The organism is Streptomyces sp. NPDC031210 (assembly GCF_055570395.1).
In genome coordinates this window covers 49,804-66,458 of the sequence record NZ_JBVIHH010000017.1, presented here as the reverse complement: position 1 = coordinate 66,458, position 16,655 = coordinate 49,804, and the positions used below count along the sequence as shown (strand labels likewise).

The window sequence follows — 16,655 nt, the reverse complement described above, 5'->3', positions numbered from 1 at the left end:
ACGCGGCACCCCTCGACTCCGCCACACCCCAGGGAGCCATCGTGGCCGTTCAAACCCGTTACCGCGCGGGGTCGTTCGTGCCGGACCTCGCCCTGGGTACGGTCACGCAACTCCTGCTGCTGGTGCTGCTCCACGAGACGGTCGGACTGGGCCCCGCGGGATGGCTGGCCGGTACGGCCTTCGCCGCCGCCCTCCCCGCCATCCTCGGCCACGCCCTGCGCACCTCGCGGACCACTGCCTTCGGCCCCGCCAACCGCGTCACGCTGGGCCGCGCCACGCTCGTCGGCGGAGTGACGGCCCTGGTCACCGACGCCCTCACGGGCCGCCCACCGGGCCCAGCACTGATCATCCTGTCCCTCGTGGCCCTGACCCTGGACGCCGTCGACGGACAGGTGGCCCGCCGCACCGGCACCGCCACCTCACTGGGCGCCCGCTTCGACATGGAAGTCGACGCCTTCCTCATCCTCGTCCTCTCCACCTACGCCGCGACCCACCTGGGAACTTGGCCCCTCGCCATCGGCGCCATGCGCTACGCCTTCGTAGCCGCCTCCTGGCCCCTCCCCTGGCTACGGCGCCCTCTCCCACCCAGCCCGGCCCGCAAATCCGTCGCGGCCCTCCAGGGAATCACCCTGGCCACCGCCGGCACAGGATTCCTGCCCCACTCCCCGTCATGCGCCCTGCTGGCCACTTCGCTGGCGCTGCTGGTGTGGTCCTTCGGACGAGATGTGGCTTGGCTTTGGCGGGGACGGGGGCCAGGACGAGGCCGGGGGCGACGGGCCACCAGAACGGTGTGACCACCCGCTACGTACCGGCGTGGCGCCCCAGGTAGATCACCAACGCCAGGAAAACAATCACCAGTTGCGTCACAACGATGGTCAGCAGCACCCGCCGCCACACACTCCGCCGCACCGCCCGGCGGGGCGTCAGGACGACTCCGTGCCGCCTCGCCAGTTGCGCCCCGGGGCGCACGGCGGTCGTCACGGTCCGTGGGCCGGAACATCGGGGCGAGGTGCGGTGACGTACGACGATATCCGGGCATGCGCGGCCGGCGGCACGCCGCAGGGCCCGGCCATGATGGCGCCCCGGGCAGGGCCGCGAGGTGCCCGGCCCGAAGGCGGTCGGTATGCAGGTACGCGAACGGACCGCCCGCCACGGCGGCGGTCCCTTACGCCTGGGTGCGCCGGCCATCAGCGATCACCCGGCCCCGTCACGCGCCGGCCGGCAACGGCCCCGGGCACACGTCTCGTCCCACCGGAAAACGGACGACCGAGGGCTGGACAAGGGGCGGCTGGGCGACGGCCCGCCGACGCACACCCGCCTCGACGACCGGGGATCAGCCCAGGAAGCGGCCGACCGGGCAGTGTCCGGCCAACGAGTGGCCGCCCAGGAACCGACCGTCCAGGGCTCGAACACCCTGGCACCCTTCGCCAGGAGACCGGGCGCGGTGCGCTCACGCGTCACAACACCGCCCCCACAGCTCCTCTGGCGCCCGCACCCTCGGCCGCTGCCGCTGCCACTGCCGCGCCAAGAGCCGCCTTCCCTCCACACGCTGCCGTCGCACCACGAACCGTGGCCACCCCGCCGCCGGCCTCCGCCTCCCGCAGCTCGGTGAGCAGCGCATGCTGCCCCACGAGCACATCGGTGAGAATGCGGCGGGCGGCACGCATCAGCTCGGCGACATCACCGCCGGCGAGCTCGTAGACGACGGTGGACCCGCTGCGCGTGGCCGTCACGATGCCCGACCGGCGCAGCACCGCCAACTGCTGGGAGAGCGCGGACGGCTCCACCTCGATCGCGGAGAGCAGACTGCGCACCGGCAGCGGCCCGTCCTGCAACAGCTCCAGCACCCGGATCCGCACCGGGTGCCCCAGCATCCGGAAGAATTCGGCCTTCGCCTGATAAAGCGGGACGCGGGCACCGTTCACGCCGGCTCCCCGTCCTTCTGCCCGGCATCGTTCTCGCCGCCCGGATCGATGCCGACGTTACGGGCCACCCGCACCGCGTCGTCCAGCTCGTCCTCCGCCACGGCCAGCGCGTACGCGTCATCCGCCGCCTGTGCGGCCGACACGGCGTCGCGCGCCACCCGCACCCGTTCCCGTACCGACTCGGCGAATCCGCCCACGCACGCCCTCCGCGTCCCGGCCGACCGGCCGTCGCGTCACCTGTTGAATCACAGACTTCTGCTGACTTGCAGAATTCTGCAACTCTAGACGACGTAAACGGAAGCCCCGCAAGGCACCGCACCATGGCTACGCCCCCCTTTCCCGCGCCCCCACCTCACACACACCGGCCCGTCACAGCCCGACGCCATCCCTCCCCGCCGCCCGGCCCACCGGGCACTCCCCAAGAACTCGCTGGACAACCCCCCGCACCCCAACCCCATAGTGGCGCCCATGACTTCACTGGTGCGCCACATCACGATCGACTGCGCCGACGCCTACGCCCTCGCGAGCTTCTGGGCGCAGGTGTTGGAGGGATCGCTGGCCGAGGACGACCTGCCCGGCGATCCCGAGGCGTTGGTGACCGCTGCGGGCAGTGCCCTGCTGTTCGTCACGGTGTCCGATGCCAAGGTCGGGAAGAACCGCGTCCATCTCGACCTCCAGCCCCAGGACCGGACCCGCGACGAGGAAGTGGAACGGCTGCTGAAGCTGGGCGCCACTCTGGTCGCCGACCACCGCCGGCCCGACGGCCACGGCTGGGCCACCCTGGCCGACCCCGAAGGCAACGAATTCTGCGTAGAACGCAGCGCCCCTGAACGCAACGCCCCCTGAAGGCAGCCCCCTGAACGCACCACTGCCAACTCCACCGCCTGACATCAGGAGCCGACCCGCGCCTCCGCCACGAAGAAGCCTGCCACCGGGTGGGTGACGCCGGGCGGGCGCGGCGGCGGCCCTTCACCCAATTCCCAACTACTCCCCTCCCCTCCCCAACTACCCAACCCTCAGCCCCTGACCCCACCGCCCTGCCCCCGCTATTGCCCCTCCACCGCCGCGAGCGTCTCCTGGGCGTCGGCGAGGTCGGCCTCGGTCGGGGCGTCGTCCTGGCTGAGCTTGCGGCGCCAGTAGCCGGTGAAGTCGATCTGTCGTTTGGTGAATCCACGGTCCCCGAGCAGGTGGCGTCGCAGGCCGCGCACCATGCCGGCCTCGCCCGCGAGCCAGGCGAAGCCCGAGGCGGTCGGCGGGAAGTCGGCTTCACGTATCGCGTTCAGCAGGACGTCGCCGCCTGCGTCCCCCGCGTTCTTGCGGTGCACCCACCGCACCGTGAGGTCGGCTTGGGTGGTGAAGGGCTGCTCTTCCGCGGCGTCGGCCACCTCGACGTAGACCAGCGCGCGGGCGCCGCCGGGCAGGGATTCGACGAGTGAGCCGATGGCCGGCAAGGCCGTCTCGTCGCCGGCCAGCAGCAACCAGTCGGCCGTATCGAGCGGCAGTTGGCGCGCGTACATCGCATCCGGGCCGTATCGGGCGAGGGTGTCCCCCACCTCGGCGGTGGCCGCCCATCGGGTCGCCGGGCCGGTCGCGTCCTCAGGCGTCGAGGCGGCAGTGCCGTGCAGGACGAAGTCGACGGTGATTTCCGCGCGGGCGGGGTCGTAGGACCGCACCGTGTAGCTGCGCATCCACGGCCGTTCGTCCTCGGGGAGGGCGAGGAATGCCTGATACCAGCGCATCACGTCCGCGTCCGTGCCCTGGTCGGGAAGCCTGGGCTCCCGCTGGCCCGGCCGGGGAAAGCACAGTTTGAGCTGTTGGTCGGGCCAGGTGGGGAAGGTCTCGAGTCCGCCGCCGGCGAAGGTGACGCGGACCATGCGCGGGGTGATCCGGCGGACGCCGGTGACGTTGATGAGCGCGGCCGGCACGTCCGCCATGGCTTCCTCCGCAGGTGAGGGGGTGGGGTGGGTGAGGGATGGAGTGGAGCACCTACTGATATCTTTACGACGTAAAGAGTTCACGAGGAAGACGTTACTTTACGTCGTAAGGAGTTGCAAGTGGTTCTCTACGCCGGCCAGGGCGACGCCCACCGTTCGATGTCGCTGCTGTGGCGCGGCGAGGGTGCCGACGGGAGGCGCTCCGCACCGGGGCCCAAGCCGGCGCTGAGCATGGCGGCGATCGTCGAGGCCGGGATCGCGGTCGCGGACGCCGACGGCTTGGCCGCGCTGTCCATGCGCGCGGTCGGCGAGCGCCTGGGCCGGACGGCGATGGCGCTGTACACCTACGTTCCCGGCAAGAGCGAGCTGGTGGACCTGATGTACGACCGGGCGCTCGCCGAGCTGCCCTCCGACTACGACCTCACACCCGGCTGGCGGGCCGCCGTGACGTCGTGGGCGGAGGACACCTGGGACTTCTACCTGCGCCATCCCTGGGTCCTCCAGGTCTCCCAGGCGCGGCCGGTGCTCGGCCCGAACGAATACACCGCCCTGGAAACGCTGGTGCGCCTGCTCTACGCCACGGAACTGCACTCCACCGTGCTGCGGCGCATCGTCGGGGCGCTGTCCCATTTCGTCCGCGGGGCGGCGCAGACCGTCACCGAATCACGTCTCGCCGCGGCGGCGACGGGCGTGACCGACGAGGAGTGGTGGCAGTCCCGTTCCGCCGTGCTGGGCGAGGTCGCGCCCGACTTCCCGCACCGCTTCCCGCTCCTGGTGCGCCTGGAGACCGAGGGCGCCGCGCCGCACACCGACGATTCGGTGCCCTATCTGGAGCGGGAGGCCAAGACCACCTTCGAGGTCGGCCTCACCGTCATCCTGGACGGGATCGAGGCGGCGATCCACAAAGCCGGACGAGGGAGGACGGGGGAGGCATGAGCCCTACGGAACGGGGCGGACGGTACGGAAGGGGACAGGGAGTACGGAAGGAGCCGGTGGAGCGGAAGAGGGCGCGGGCAAAGCTGGAACGTATCTTCTGACCGTCACCGCCCGAGGGGCATCTGACGGCCGCCCGGCCGCGTCCCGCAACTCCCGGGCCGGTCCGCGGGTTGGGTCAGGGTATGGACGCCAAGCCGAGCGCCGGCCATCCCTTCCGGCGCCTCTCCCATCCCCACCGGGCACCAGCGCTGCCGCCGCCCCCTCCCCCACCGGCCCGCCGGCCCCCGGAGGAGGCGACACCCATCTTCGATCAGTTGCTCAAGGAGTGGCGCGCCGGCTCGCTCCGCCCGGTCGTTTCCTGGCCGGTGGACGAACCCGGGAAGATCAGGCCGGCTTCCGCTGTTGGGACCGATGACGTACGTCCCTGTCCGCGGACCCGCATCGAGGAGCCTGACCATGAGCCTGTACGACATTCCCCTGCGCACCCTGACCGGTGAACCCGCTTCGCTCGCCGACTACCGCGGCAAGGCGCTGCTGGTGGTGAACGTGGCTTCCAAGTGCGGGCTGACCCCGCAGTATTCCGGCCTGGAGCGGCTGCAGGAGCGTTACGCGGACCGCGGTTTCAGCGTGCTGGGCTTCCCCAGCAACCAGTTCGCGGGCCAGGAGCCCGGCTCGGCCGAGGAGATCGCCACCTTCTGTTCGGCGTCGTACGGCGTGACGTTCCCGCTGTTCGAGAAGACGGATGTCAACGGCGAGGACCGGCATCCGCTCTACGCCGAGCTGACCCGCGCCGAGGACACCGAGGGCACGGCGGGCGATGTCCAGTGGAACTTCGAGAAGTTCCTGGTGGATCCCAGTGGAGCGGTCGTGGGCCGGTTCCGGCCGCGGACCGAGCCGGAGGCCGAGGAGCTGGTCAAGGCCATCGAGGCGGCCCTGCCGGCCTGAGGCGGCGGGCACCCCTGCCCGGGCGGGACCGGCGTCAGGTGAGCACCCGGCTGTCCTGTGGGTGCTGACCGTCGCGTGTGGCTGCTGGCCGTCGCGTGCGCGCGACCGTCACGCCACGGCACGACCGGCCGTGTTGCCTTCCGCGACGCCGTCCCGCGCGGGCAGGATGTCGTCCCGCGCGGGCACGATGTCGAAATCGCCGCTCAGACCGGTCAGTCGCAGCAGCCGGCTGACGCTCTCGCTGTCGGCGACGCCGGTGAGACGCAGCCGGCCGCCGCGCTCGCGTATCCGGTGACGGGCGCGGCAGAGGAGGGAGAGGCCGGCGCAGTCCATGAAGGTCACGGCGCGCACGTCGAGCAGCAGGTCGCGGCGTGGGGCGCCGGTGATGTCGTCGAGCTTGCCGGAGAGCACCGATACGGCGAAGACGTCCAGCTCGCCGCGGAGTTCGAGCACGAGGGTGGCGCCTGTCCGGGGGGCGTAGGTGACAAATCCTTGGCAGTCCTGGCCGTCGTCCATCAGCCCGACCCACTTTCATGCCAGGGCGCGAGAGGGCCGCGCCCGTTTACGGCTAAGGCATACGGAGGGTGAGAGGAGCGCCCGACGCGATCCGGGCGATCCCACCGCTTCCGGGCCGTCGGCTGTGCTCTTACGTGTCTGCTGTGACCTTACGTGACTACGACTTACCCTTTTGCCGGGATGGTCAAGTCCCGGGCCGGGCTTCGTTGAGAGGTTGTCTCAAAGTCGTTTCCCGGTCACCGGCGGCCCGTTGAGGGCGCCGGCGTGACCCGGAAGTCCTTGGAGCCCCTCTCCCGTCGTCAGAGCACCTCTCCCGTCGTCCGGCGATAAGTGGACCGCCGGTCTTCGATGTCGGCCCAGCGGTCGCCGTAGACGTTCCGTTTGACCTGCGGCTCCCGCAAGAAGTCGTGTGGGAAGCCGAGCGGGACCGCGCTCACGGCGTTGAGGCGTTCGACGGCGTCCGCGTCGAGCGTGACGTCGACGCTGGCCAGATTGTCGGCGAGCTGGCTCTCCTTGGTGGCGCCGATGATCGGAATGATGTTGCCGGGCCGGTCACGGAGCCAGGCCAGCGCCACCTGTGCCGGGCTCCAGCCGCCCTGCTCGGCGATCTCCAGCACCTCGGTGAGGATCGCGTCCTCCTTGCCGTCCGCCCCGCCGCCGACGGCGTCCGCGCTCAGCCTGCCCGACTCGCCGCGGCGGTACTTGCCGGTGAGCTTTCCGGCCGCCAGCGGGGCCCACGCCAGCACCGCCAGGTCGAAGGCGCGCGCCTGCGGGAGGAGTTCGCGCTCGGGGGTCCGCTCCAGGAGGCTGTAGCGAAGCTGCGAGCCCGCGAAGGCGGTCCAGCCGCGTAGCTCGGCGAGGGTGTTGGCCTGCGCGATCTCCCAGGCGGGCCAGTCCGAGACCCCGGTGTAGAGCACCTTCCCCGCGCGTACGAGGTCGTCCAGGGCCCGCATGACCTCCTCGACCGGCGTGAAGTTGTCCCGGGCGTGCACCCACAGCACGTCAAGGTGGTCGGTACGCAGCCGGCGCAGGCTCGCCTCCACCGACCGGACGAGGTTCTTGCGGTGGTTGCCCCCGGAGTTCACGTCACCCTCGTGCGTGGCGCAGGCGTATTTGGAGGCCAGGACGAATGCGTCGCGGCGGCCGTCGAGCACCTCGCCGAGAATGCTCTCGGAGCGGCTTTCGGTGTAGACGTTGGCCGTGTCGATGAAGTTGCCGCCGGCCTCCGCGTAGGCGTCGACGATTCGTCGGCTGACGTCCTTGTCGGCGCCCCGGCCGGGGTCACCGCCAAAGGTCATCGTGCCGAGGCTCAGCTCGCTCACCCGCAGGCCGGTCTTGCCGAACAGTGTGTAACGCAAAGGTGTTTCCCTCCGGTCAGGTTGTGCGTCAGACGCTACGAGTTGGAGCCCTCTCCAAGGCAAGTCGGGCGCGTCGGCGGGTGGGGAGGGCCCGGCCGCGCGCGGGGGTCCGGGCCGCTCGCGGGGGTCCGGGCCGCTCGCGGGACGCAATTCCCGATCCGTCGGAAATCACCGCAGAAGAATTCGCTCCACCCGGGAGCGGAAGTCGGGGCGGAAGTCCGAGCGGCAGTCGGGGCGGAAATCGGGGCAGAAGTCGATTAACGCTACGACCTGGAGCGGAAATCAATTCCGGAGATCTCCCATTGTTTTTGACGAGACAATTGACTTACGCCAACTCGTCAGTAACCTCCTTTTGCGTGCCGCCCCCCGCCTCCCGTTCAGAGGTAGGCCATGAAAAAGAGTATGTTCCGCGCCGGGCTCGTCGGCGTCCTGCTCGCGCTGGTCAGCGCGGGAATGCCGACCCCCGCGTCGGCCGGCACCACCACCTTCGGCCCGTCCAGCAATCCCGTGGTGTTCGTCCACGGCTACAACTCGTCCGGCTCGTACTGGGACACGATGGCCGGCCACTTCAGGGCCGACGGCTGGCCGTCCGCCTTCCTGGACCAGTGGAGTTACGACACACGCCAGTCCAACACGGTCACCGCTCAGCAGCTCGCCACCGAGGTCGACCGCGTGCTCGCGGCCACCGGCGCGGCCAAGGTCGACATCGTCACGCATTCGATGGGCGGTCTCTCCAGTCGTCACTACGCCAAGAACCTCGGTGGCGGCGGCAAGATCGACGCCTGGGTCTCGCTGGGCGGCCCGAATCACGGCACCGACTCGGCGAACGCCTGTTTCGACACCTCCTGCGGGGAGATGCGCGTCGGATCGGATTTCCTCGGCGCGCTCAACTCCGGCGACGAGACCCCGGGCGCCCCTCGGTACGCCACCTGGTGGTCGCCCTGCGACACCGTCATCAACCCCGACAGCAGCGTCTCCCTGAGCGGTGCGCAGAACACCCGGACCGCTTGTCTGGGGCACAATGCCCTGGGCACGGACACGACGGTGTACGGGCAGGTGCGGACCTTCGTGAACAGTTGAGGCGCCGCCGCTTCGTGAACGGTTGAGGCGCCCCCGCACCGCCCGTCGGTGAGGGGGCCGCCTCGCTGTTCGGGCGGCCCCGGGAAGGTGAGAGGCACGGGAACAGTTGACCTCAATATTGGTTGAGGTCCTAGGTTCCTTACAGATCGCCGGTCAGCCACGGCGATGGCGTGCCGATAACAACACCTTGGAGACCGCGATGGACATGGAAGTCACCGCCTGGCATTCGCTGCGCAGCTCGATGACGGCACAGCAGGGTCGGCGCCCGCTCTCCCGGGGGACGCTGCGCCGCATCGCGGCGTTCGCCCGGCCGCACCGCCGCCACCTGGTGTTCTTTCTGCTGCTGAGCACCGTGACCGCGATGTTGGCGGTGGCCACCCCACTGCTCGCGGGCCGGGTGGTCGACACGATCGTGAACGGCGATTCCACCACCATCGTTCTGGGGCTGTCCGGGCTGATCGCCGTCATCGCCATCGCCGAGGCGGGCCTGGGCCTGCTGACCCGCTGGTTGTCGGCGAGCATCGGCGAGGGCCTGATCCTGGACCTGCGCACCACCGTCTTCGACCACGTGCAGCGGATGCCCATCGCGTTCTTCACCCGCACCCGCACCGGAGCGCTGGTCAGCCGCCTCAACAACGACGTGATCGGTGCGCAGCGGGCGTTCAGCGACACCCTCTCGGGAGTCGTCAGCAACATCGTGACGCTGCTGCTGACCCTCGCGGTGATGCTGAGCCTGTCCTGGCAGATCACCCTGATCGCGCTCGTCCTGCTGCCGGTGTTCGTGCTGCCCGCCCGCCGGGTCGGGCGGCGGCTGGCCGATCTGCGCCGCGAGGGCGCCGACCACAACGCCGCGATGGGCACGCAGATGACGGAACGGTTCTCCGCGCCGGGCGCCACGCTCGTCAAGCTGATGGGCCGCCCGTCCCGCGAGTCCGCCGAATTCGCCGCCCGGGCCCGGCGGGTGCGCGACATCGGGGTCCGCTCGGCGATGGTGCAGACGTACTTCGTCACCGCGCTGACCCTGGTCTCCGCCCTGGCGCTGGCCGTCGTCTACGGCCTGGGCGGGTTCTTCGCGCTGCGCGGCCAACTGGAGGCCGGTGCGATCGTCTCGCTCGCCCTGCTGCTGACCCGGCTCTACGCCCCGCTGACCGCACTGTCCGGGGCGCACATCGAGGTGATGAGCGCGCTGGTCAGCTTCGAGCGGGTCTTCGAGGTCCTGGATCTCAAGCCGCTGATCGCCGAGAAGCCGGACGCCCGCGAGGTGCCCGAGGGCCCGGTGGCGGTGGAGTTCGACTCCGTACGCTTCGCCTACCCCTCCGCCGACAAGGTCTCGCTCGCCTCTCTGGAAGAGGTCGCCACCCTCGACACCCGGGGCGGTGAAGAAGTCCTGCACAACGTCTCCTTCCGCGCCGAGCCGGGCCAGATGGTCGCCCTGGTCGGCTCCTCGGGCGCCGGCAAGTCGACCATCGCGCAACTGCTGCCCCGGCTGTACGACACCGACTCGGGCGCGGTCCGGCTGGCCGGGGTGGACGTCCGCGATCTGACCGCCGCCTCACTGCGCGACACGCTGGGCATGGTCACCCAGGACGGGCACCTCTTCCACGACTCGATCCGCGAGAACCTGCTGCTGGCCAGGCCGGAGGCGGCCGAGGAGGAGCTGTGGGACGCGCTGCGCCGCGCCCGGCTCGAAGAGCTGATCCGCTCGCTGCCCGACGGCCTGGACACCGTCGTCGGTGAGCGCGGCTACCGCCTCTCCGGCGGCGAACGGCAGCGGCTGACCATCGCCCGTCTCCTGCTCGCCCACCCCCGGGTGGTCATCCTGGACGAGGCCACCGCCCACCTGGACAACACCTCCGAGGCGGCGGTGCAGGAGGCCCTCGCCGAGGCGCTGGCCGGCCGGACCTCGGTGGTGATCGCCCACCGGCTGTCGACCGTACGGGCCGCCGATCTGATCCTCGTCGTCGAAGCCGGGCGGATCGTGGAGCGGGGTACGCACGAGACGCTGCTGGCCGCCGACGGGCGGTACGCGGAGCTGTACCGCACCCAGTTCGCCACCGGCGAGTCTCCCGCGGAGGCCGGAGCCGAGACCGCCGAGGAGACGGCGTTGGTGCCCTGACGCCGCGCCCGGGAAGTCCCCGCCTCTTGGCGGGGACCTCCGTATGCCGAAAACTGAGGTGATGACGCAGCGCGCGGAACACTCGACTGTCATGGACCGCCTCGCGATCGACGATCTGATCACGGGCTACGCCATCGCCCTGGACGATGGCGACTGGCCGGCCTATCGCGCCCTGTTCACCCCGGACGGCCGGGCCGACTACCGTTCCGCCGGTGGCATCGAGGGCGGCACCGACGAGGTCGCGGACTGGCTCGCCGACATGCTGCGCCGTTTCTCCGTACGCCAGCACCTGATCGTCAACCGCCGCATCGTGGTCCCCTCGCGCGACGGGTCGGCGGGCGACACGGCGGCGGCCCAGGCCGACTACCTCAATCCGATGCGGCTGGCCGACCCGGTGACGGAGGGGGCGGAGGAGGCGGGCGTTACGGGTGGCGAGAGCGGTCCGGGCGGCCCCACCATGCCCGACTTCACCTGTGCCGGCCGTTACGCGTTCGCCGCCCGCCGCACCCCCGACGGCTGGCGCCTGAGCGAGGTCGTCGTCCACGAGAAATGGCGGCAGACCCCGGCGTCCCCGGCAGCCGCGACATGGCAGGGCCCCGGACGGCCGGCCCCGAACGGGCAGGCGCCCAGATGACAGGCCCACGAATGGCGGGGCGGCGCGGCACCGGAGCGGAAACCGACCGCGTGCCCGGCGTGAGCCCGGCGCGTCCGGCGCAGGAGGACACCCCGCACGGACCGCTCGGTCGCCGGCTCACCTCGCCCTGGTCACGCGGCCCGGCCGCGGCGCTCGCCGGAGCCCTGCCGGCGCTCGCCTTCCCCGCGCCGTCCTGGTGGTGGCTGGCCTACGTGGCGCTCGTACCGTGGCTGCTGCTGGTGCGGTCGGCGCCGACGGCCCGCCGGGCGGCGGTGGACGGCTGGCTGGGCGGCGCCGGATTCCTGCTCGTGGTGCACCACTGGCTGCTGCCGAGCCTGCACGTCTTCATCCTCGTCCTGGCCCTGCTGCTGGGGGCGCTGTGGGCGCCGTGGGGACTGCTGGTGCGCGCGGTGCTGTCCGGCACGCCCGGTGCCGGCCGGTGTGCCGCCGCCCTGGTGCTGGTGCCGTCGGGGTGGCTGATGGTCGAACTGGTCCGTTCCTGGGAGCAGTTGGGCGGGCCCTGGGGGCTGCTGGGGGCCAGTCAGTGGCAGGTGGCGCCCGCCCTGCGGCTGGCGTCGATCGGCGGGGTGTGGCTACTGAGCCTGCTGATCGTGGCGGTGAACACCGCGCTGGCCGAGCTGGTCGCCCACCGCGCGGCGCGGCTGCCCGCCGTCACCGGGCTGCTGGTGTGCGCGCTGGCCGGCACGGTCGCCTGGTACGGCGGACCGAGCCCGCGGCCCGCCGGCACGGTTCGGATCGCGGTCGTCCAGCCGGGCGACGCGGGCGGCCCCCAGGGCCGGCTGGACCGCAGCGAGACGCTGACCCGCGAGCTCGCCGGACGCGGCGTCCGTCTGATCGTCTGGGGCGAGAGCAGCCTCTACCAAGACCCGGCCGACCACCCCGCGCTCGCCGCCCGCCTCGCCGCGCTGTCCCGGCGGACGGGCGCCGCCCTTCTGGTCAACGCCGACGCGGCGCGCGCCGGCCGGCCCGGGATCTACAAGAGCGCGGTGTTGATCGGGCCGGACGGGCCGACCGGTGACCGGTACGCCAAGATGCGGCTGGTGCCGTTCGGCGAATACCTGCCGGCGCGCTCCGTCCTGGGCTGGGCGACCTCGGTGGGCAAGGCGGCCGCCACGGACCGGATGCGCGGCGGGCACCAGGTGCTGATGCCGGTCGCCCCGGCGGGCGGGCTGCGCATCGGGCCGCTGGTGTGCTTCGAGACGGCCTTCCCGGATCTGAGCCGCCATCTGGCGCGCACCGGTGCGCGGGTGCTGGTCGCCCAGTCCTCGACCTCGACGTTCCAGGACGGCTGGGCGCCGCAGCAGCACGCCTCGCTCGCCGCGTTGCGCGCCGCGGAGACGTGGCGGCCGATGGTGCACGCCACGCTGACCGGTGTCAGCGCGGTCCACGGCCCCCGGGGCGAGCCGGTCGGCGACCGGCTGGGCACCGACCGGCGGGCGGCGGCCGTCTACGACCTGCCGCTGGCCCAGGGCACCAGCCCGTACGCCCGGTTCGGCGACTGGGCCGTGTACGGCGCGGCGGCGGCGCTCGTTCTGGCCGCGGCGGCGGCCGGCGGGCGGCTGCTCAGGCGGCCTGCGCGAGGGCCTCGGTGATCACCCGTTCGCACAGTTCGTGCGTGCGCAGCGCGTCCTGGGCGGACGGCCGCCGACCCGCGCGGATGTCGTCCAGGAACGCCAGGACGATCTGTTCGATGCCGCGCTGGCGGGCGACCGGCACCCAGTCGCCGCGGCGGCGCACGCTCGGCTGTCCCTTGTGGTCGATGATCTCGGCGAGATTGACGACCTGGCGCTTGGTGTCCCGGCCGGAGACGTCGAGGATCTCCTCCGCGGAGCCGCTGAGGCGGTTCATGGTGCCGATCGCGGTGAAGCCGTCGCCGGAGAGCTGAAGGACGACGTGCTCCATCAGCCCGTCGCGGATCCTGGCGCGCACGTCGACGTGATCGATCTCGCCGGGGACGAGGAAGCGCAGGGTGTCGACGACGTGGATGAAGTCGTCCAGCACCAGCGTGCGCGGGTCCTCGGGCAGGCCGACGCGGTTCTTCTGCATCAGGATCAGGTCACGGGGGTGCTCCAGGCACTGGGCGTAGCCGGGCGCGTGGCGGCGGTTGAAGCCCACGGTCAGCCCTACGCCCCGGTCCTCGGCGAGCCGCACGATGCGCTCGGTCCGGGCCAGTTCGTAGGCGATCGGCTTGTCGACATACGTGGGCACGCCCGCTTCGATCAGGCGGGTCACGATCTCGGGGTGCGCGGCGGTCGGCGCGTGCACGAACGCCGCGTCCAGGCCGGCGGCGAGCAGGGAGTCCAGGTCCGTGTGCAACCGGTCGTCCGCCAGCCGGTGGGCGGCGCCGACGCGCTGGAGGGTCGCCGGGGTCCGGGTCTGCAGGTGCAGCTCGACGCCGGGCTGCGCGCCCAGCACGGGGAGATATGCCTTCTGCGCGATATCGCCGAGTCCTATGCAGCCGACCTTCACGCGTTCTCCTTGGGTAGCGCCGGGGCCGGATGGCCCGCGTGCCGAAGTTTACGTGGCCGTCGGCGGGTGCCAGTCCGCGATGCCGTCCAGGGCGCGCAGGCCGAGATCCGGGGCGAGGCGGGCGGTCGCGGCCATGAAGGCGGCGCGTAGCGCGCAGGCCGGACGGGAGCGCCAGGTGGTCAGGCGGCCGATCCGCCCGGAGCGGCGCACCACCTCCGAGGTGCGCGGCAACCGGCTGCGGGTGTACGCGGCGAGCGCGGCGCCCAGGTCCGCGTCCGGCGCCGCCTCGTGGGCGAGGACGACGGCGTCCTCGATGGCCTGGCAGGCGCCCTGGCCGAGGTTCGGGGTCATGGGATGGACGGCGTCGCCGAGCAGGGCGACCCGCCCTCGGTGGAAGGCGGGCGGCGGCGCGGCCGCGCTGTGGACGTCGTTGCGGAGGACGGCGGCCGGGTCGGCGGCGGCCAGGAGCGCGGGGATGGGCTGGTGCCAGTGGCCGAAGCGGCGCAGCAGTTCGGCCCGCTCGTCGTCGGCCCGTCCTCGCGCGGGTACGGCCGCGGTGGCGTAGGCGTAGACGCGTCCGTCGTGCAGGGGCAGGGACCCCCACACGCCGCCGGGGCCCCAGGTCTCCTGGGCGGGGAACGGGTCGGCGGGGGCGGGGACGACGAAGCGCCAGGCGGTGAAGCCGGCGTAGCGGGGTTCGGGGTGGTCGGGGAAGAGCGTGCGGCGGGCGGTGGAGTGGATGCCGTCGGCGGCCACGACGAGGTCCGCGGTCAGTTCCTCGCCGTCCTCGGTCCGTACGCGGGCCGGGCGGCCGCCTCGCGCGGGGTCGCCTTCGTCGACGAGGGCGGCCGGGGCCGCGGTGCGTACGCAGCCTTCGGGCAGGCGGGCGGCGAGCAGCGCGACCAGTTCGGCGCGGTGGAGGATGAGGACCGGCCCGCCGAAGCGCCGGACGGCCGCGGCATTGCTCGTACGGACCAGGCAGCGGCCGCTGGGGAGACGGAATTCGCCCTCCGTCTGCCAGGCGGTGATGCCCCGGAGCTCGTCACCGGCGTCGATGGAGTCGAGGGCGCGCTGGGCGTTGGGGGCGAGTCCGACGCCGGCGCCGACCGGTTCCAGCGCGGGGGCGCGCTCCAGCACGGTGACCGACCAGCCGCGACGGTGGAGCGCCACCGCCGCCGTGAGCCCGCCGATGCCGCCGCCGATCACGATCGCGGTGCGCTGCCCCATGATTCCTCCCCCACCGTCACGCCACTACAGGCGTAGTTCCTACGGACACACTACTACACCCGTAGTCACCGCGATAGGCTCACCTGCCATGAGCGCCCGCAACACCCCCCGCCACGAGCTGATCGCCGACACCGCCCTGACCCTGCTCGCCGAGCGCGGCATGCGCGGGCTGACCCACCGGGCCGTCGACGAGACCGCCGGCCTCCCACCGGGCTCCACCTCGAATGTCGCCCGCACCCGCGCGGCCCTGCTGGAGGCGGCGGTGCGGCGGCTGGCCGAGCGTGAGGCGGCGGTGCTCTCGCCGCGCGAGATGCCGGACGCGTCGGCGCTGCGGCCGCGTGCGGCGGACGCCCCCCAGGAACCGGCGGACGACGCCATGGCCACGGTCGCCGACGCCGTCTCCCTGGCCATGCACCGCTCCCTGACCCGCCATCGCGAGCTGCTCCTGGCCCGGTACGAACTGGCCCTGGAAGCCACCCGCCGGCCCGAACTGCGGGCCGTCTACGACCGGGCGGGCCGGACATTCCGGGACCCGGTGGTCGCGCTCCTGGAGGCGGCGGGCTCCGCCGATCCCGAGCGGCACGCGCTCACCGTGATCGCCTGGTGCGACGGCGTGCTCTTCTCCTGCACCGCGGGCCAGTACCACGCGGCCGTTCCCACCCGCGACGCCCTGCGCGCCTCCTGCGCGGAACTACTCGCGGGCATGCTGAACCGCTGACCGGCGCTCGCACACGCGGCGGGGCCTCTGCGGCTGCCGGTGGGCGGTCGGCGGTCGGCGGTCGGCGGTCGGGGTCGGCATCACGGTCTGCTGGGACTCCCCCAGGTTGCGGCGCATAGGCCGCTCCAAGTCGCGCCGCACGCAGCGCAGTTGGGCGGGGCGAGCGATTACCCGCTACGGCGGTCCTGGCGGAGTGGGCGCGGCGGCCGCGATCGTCGGGGGGACCTACGGCGAATTGTCCGGGGCGTCGGCGATGCGCGACTCCAGACGGCCGATGGCCTCTTGGAGCCCCTGGCGGTAGGCGCCGTCGGCGAGCGCGCCGGCCGACGCCTTGGCCCGCAGGAGCTGGGCACGCGCGTCGGCGGGGCGGCCGAGTCCGGCGTAGTCGGCCGCGAGATTCAGATGCAGGGAGGGGAAGAAGGCCCGCAGGGCGACAAGCGGATGCCCGGGGGCGTCGGCGACGCTCGTCGCCCCGAGGGCGGCGCCGGTGGCCGCGCCCCGCTCGGTGACGAAGCCCTCGGCGACTTCCAGGGCCCTGAGGTCCCAGTCCAGCTCGTCCCTGGGGTCGTCCTGGGTGTCGGCCATGTAGTGGGCGAGCGTGCAGCGGTGGAAGGCGTCTCCCTGTGGCCCGACCTCGTGCCACAGGTCCGCGAGGCGGTTGCGTGCCTCTTCCCGGTCGCCCGCGCGATGCAACATGATCGCTTGGCCGATCCGCGTCAGGAGACCGTCCCCGGGTGCCTCCTCCGCTTGCCTCTCCGCCACCGCAGACTCCTAGC

Annotated in this window: 17 protein-coding genes and 1 pseudogene; 9 read left to right on the top strand and 9 right to left on the bottom strand. The window is 72.3% G+C overall.

Going from position 1 to position 16,655, the window contains the following annotated elements:
* Positions 1–41 precede the first annotated feature (41 nt).
* A complete protein-coding gene (locus ACZ45Z_RS27355; RefSeq protein ID WP_468367652.1) occupies positions 42–794 on the top strand; it encodes a CDP-alcohol phosphatidyltransferase family protein in 753 nt (250 codons plus the stop codon).
* Between the two features lie 7 nt (positions 795–801).
* On the opposite strand, the gene ACZ45Z_RS27350 is transcribed toward ACZ45Z_RS27355, so the two are convergent.
* The 3 genes and pseudogenes from ACZ45Z_RS27350 to ACZ45Z_RS27340 all read right to left on the bottom strand — a co-directional run bounded on the left by ACZ45Z_RS27350 (position 802) and on the right by ACZ45Z_RS27340 (position 2,122).
* Positions 802–981 carry a hypothetical protein gene (locus tag ACZ45Z_RS27350; RefSeq protein WP_468367649.1) on the bottom strand — a complete coding sequence of 60 codons (180 nt, stop codon included), beginning with the start codon at positions 979–981 and terminating at the stop codon, positions 802–804.
* 608 nt (positions 982–1,589) lie between these two features.
* Positions 1,590–1,925, bottom strand: a pseudogene (locus ACZ45Z_RS27345) (ArsR/SmtB family transcription factor); the annotation flags it as partial.
* Positions 1,922–2,122, bottom strand: a complete 201-nt coding sequence (locus ACZ45Z_RS27340; RefSeq protein WP_468367646.1) for a hypothetical protein — start codon at positions 2,120–2,122, stop codon at positions 1,922–1,924. The pseudogene ACZ45Z_RS27345 and the gene ACZ45Z_RS27340, both read right to left, overlap by 4 nt.
* 271 nt (positions 2,123–2,393) lie before the next feature.
* Between ACZ45Z_RS27340 and ACZ45Z_RS27335 the strand changes: the two genes are divergently transcribed.
* Entirely contained in the window at positions 2,394–2,771 is a 378-nt protein-coding gene (locus tag ACZ45Z_RS27335) for a VOC family protein (RefSeq protein ID WP_468367643.1), read from the top strand.
* A 200-nt stretch (positions 2,772–2,971) separates the two neighbouring features.
* On the opposite strand, the gene ACZ45Z_RS27330 is transcribed toward ACZ45Z_RS27335, so the two are convergent.
* On the bottom strand, positions 2,972–3,859 hold the full coding sequence (locus tag ACZ45Z_RS27330) for a siderophore-interacting protein (protein WP_468367640.1): 888 nt from the start codon (positions 3,857–3,859) through the stop codon (positions 2,972–2,974).
* Positions 3,860–3,979: 120 nt separating this feature from the next.
* Between ACZ45Z_RS27330 and ACZ45Z_RS27325 the strand changes: the two genes are divergently transcribed.
* Positions 3,980–4,795 carry a TetR/AcrR family transcriptional regulator gene (locus ACZ45Z_RS27325; protein WP_468367638.1) on the top strand — a complete coding sequence of 272 codons (816 nt, stop codon included), beginning with the start codon at positions 3,980–3,982 and terminating at the stop codon, positions 4,793–4,795.
* 456 nt (positions 4,796–5,251) lie between these two features.
* Positions 5,252–5,740: a glutathione peroxidase gene (locus tag ACZ45Z_RS27320; RefSeq protein ID WP_468367636.1), complete on the top strand. Its 489-nt coding sequence runs from the start codon at positions 5,252–5,254 to the stop codon at positions 5,738–5,740.
* A 108-nt stretch (positions 5,741–5,848) separates the two neighbouring features.
* On the opposite strand, the gene ACZ45Z_RS27315 is transcribed toward ACZ45Z_RS27320, so the two are convergent.
* Both ACZ45Z_RS27315 and ACZ45Z_RS27310 read right to left on the bottom strand, forming a co-directional pair.
* A complete protein-coding gene (locus ACZ45Z_RS27315; protein WP_468367634.1) occupies positions 5,849–6,256 on the bottom strand; it encodes an STAS domain-containing protein in 408 nt (135 codons plus the stop codon).
* A 299-nt stretch (positions 6,257–6,555) separates the two neighbouring features.
* The gene (locus tag ACZ45Z_RS27310; RefSeq protein WP_468367632.1) at positions 6,556–7,614 is read right to left on the bottom strand and encodes an aldo/keto reductase; all 1,059 of its coding nucleotides are present in this window, start codon (positions 7,612–7,614) and stop codon (positions 6,556–6,558) included.
* A gap of 390 nt (positions 7,615–8,004) precedes the next feature.
* Here ACZ45Z_RS27310 and ACZ45Z_RS27305 point away from each other — a divergent pair, with 390 nt between their 5' ends.
* The 4 genes from ACZ45Z_RS27305 to lnt all read left to right on the top strand — a co-directional run bounded on the left by ACZ45Z_RS27305 (position 8,005) and on the right by lnt (position 13,057).
* On the top strand, positions 8,005–8,694 hold the full coding sequence (locus ACZ45Z_RS27305; RefSeq protein WP_468367630.1) for an esterase/lipase family protein: 690 nt from the start codon (positions 8,005–8,007) through the stop codon (positions 8,692–8,694).
* A gap of 199 nt (positions 8,695–8,893) precedes the next feature.
* Positions 8,894–10,810, top strand: a complete 1,917-nt coding sequence (locus ACZ45Z_RS27300) for an ABC transporter ATP-binding protein (protein ID WP_468367628.1) — start codon at positions 8,894–8,896, stop codon at positions 10,808–10,810.
* A 61-nt stretch (positions 10,811–10,871) separates the two neighbouring features.
* Entirely contained in the window at positions 10,872–11,444 is a 573-nt protein-coding gene (locus tag ACZ45Z_RS27295) for a nuclear transport factor 2 family protein (protein WP_468367625.1), read from the top strand.
* A complete protein-coding gene (lnt, locus tag ACZ45Z_RS27290; protein WP_468367622.1) occupies positions 11,441–13,057 on the top strand; it encodes an apolipoprotein N-acyltransferase in 1,617 nt (538 codons plus the stop codon). Before ACZ45Z_RS27295 ends, lnt begins: the two co-directional genes overlap by 4 nt.
* Here the strand turns inward: lnt and ACZ45Z_RS27285 are convergent.
* Together ACZ45Z_RS27285 and ACZ45Z_RS27280 are read right to left on the bottom strand one after the other, a co-directional pair.
* Positions 13,029–13,934 (bottom strand): Gfo/Idh/MocA family protein, encoded by a 906-nt coding sequence (locus ACZ45Z_RS27285; protein ID WP_468367619.1) that lies wholly within the window; start codon positions 13,932–13,934, stop codon positions 13,029–13,031. The two genes, lnt and ACZ45Z_RS27285, sit on opposite strands and share 29 nt — an antisense overlap.
* 48 nt (positions 13,935–13,982) lie before the next feature.
* Positions 13,983–15,161: an FAD-dependent oxidoreductase gene (locus ACZ45Z_RS27280; RefSeq protein WP_468367617.1), complete on the bottom strand. Its 1,179-nt coding sequence runs from the start codon at positions 15,159–15,161 to the stop codon at positions 13,983–13,985.
* An 88-nt stretch (positions 15,162–15,249) separates the two neighbouring features.
* On the opposite strand from ACZ45Z_RS27280, the gene ACZ45Z_RS27275 reads away from it, so the two are divergent.
* The gene (locus ACZ45Z_RS27275; protein ID WP_468367614.1) at positions 15,250–15,879 is read left to right on the top strand and encodes a TetR/AcrR family transcriptional regulator; all 630 of its coding nucleotides are present in this window, start codon (positions 15,250–15,252) and stop codon (positions 15,877–15,879) included.
* 225 nt (positions 15,880–16,104) lie between these two features.
* Here the strand turns inward: ACZ45Z_RS27275 and ACZ45Z_RS27270 are convergent, their stop codons facing one another.
* On the bottom strand, positions 16,105–16,641 hold the full coding sequence (locus tag ACZ45Z_RS27270) for a hypothetical protein (RefSeq protein ID WP_468367611.1): 537 nt from the start codon (positions 16,639–16,641) through the stop codon (positions 16,105–16,107).
* Positions 16,642–16,655: the final 14 nt, after the last annotated feature.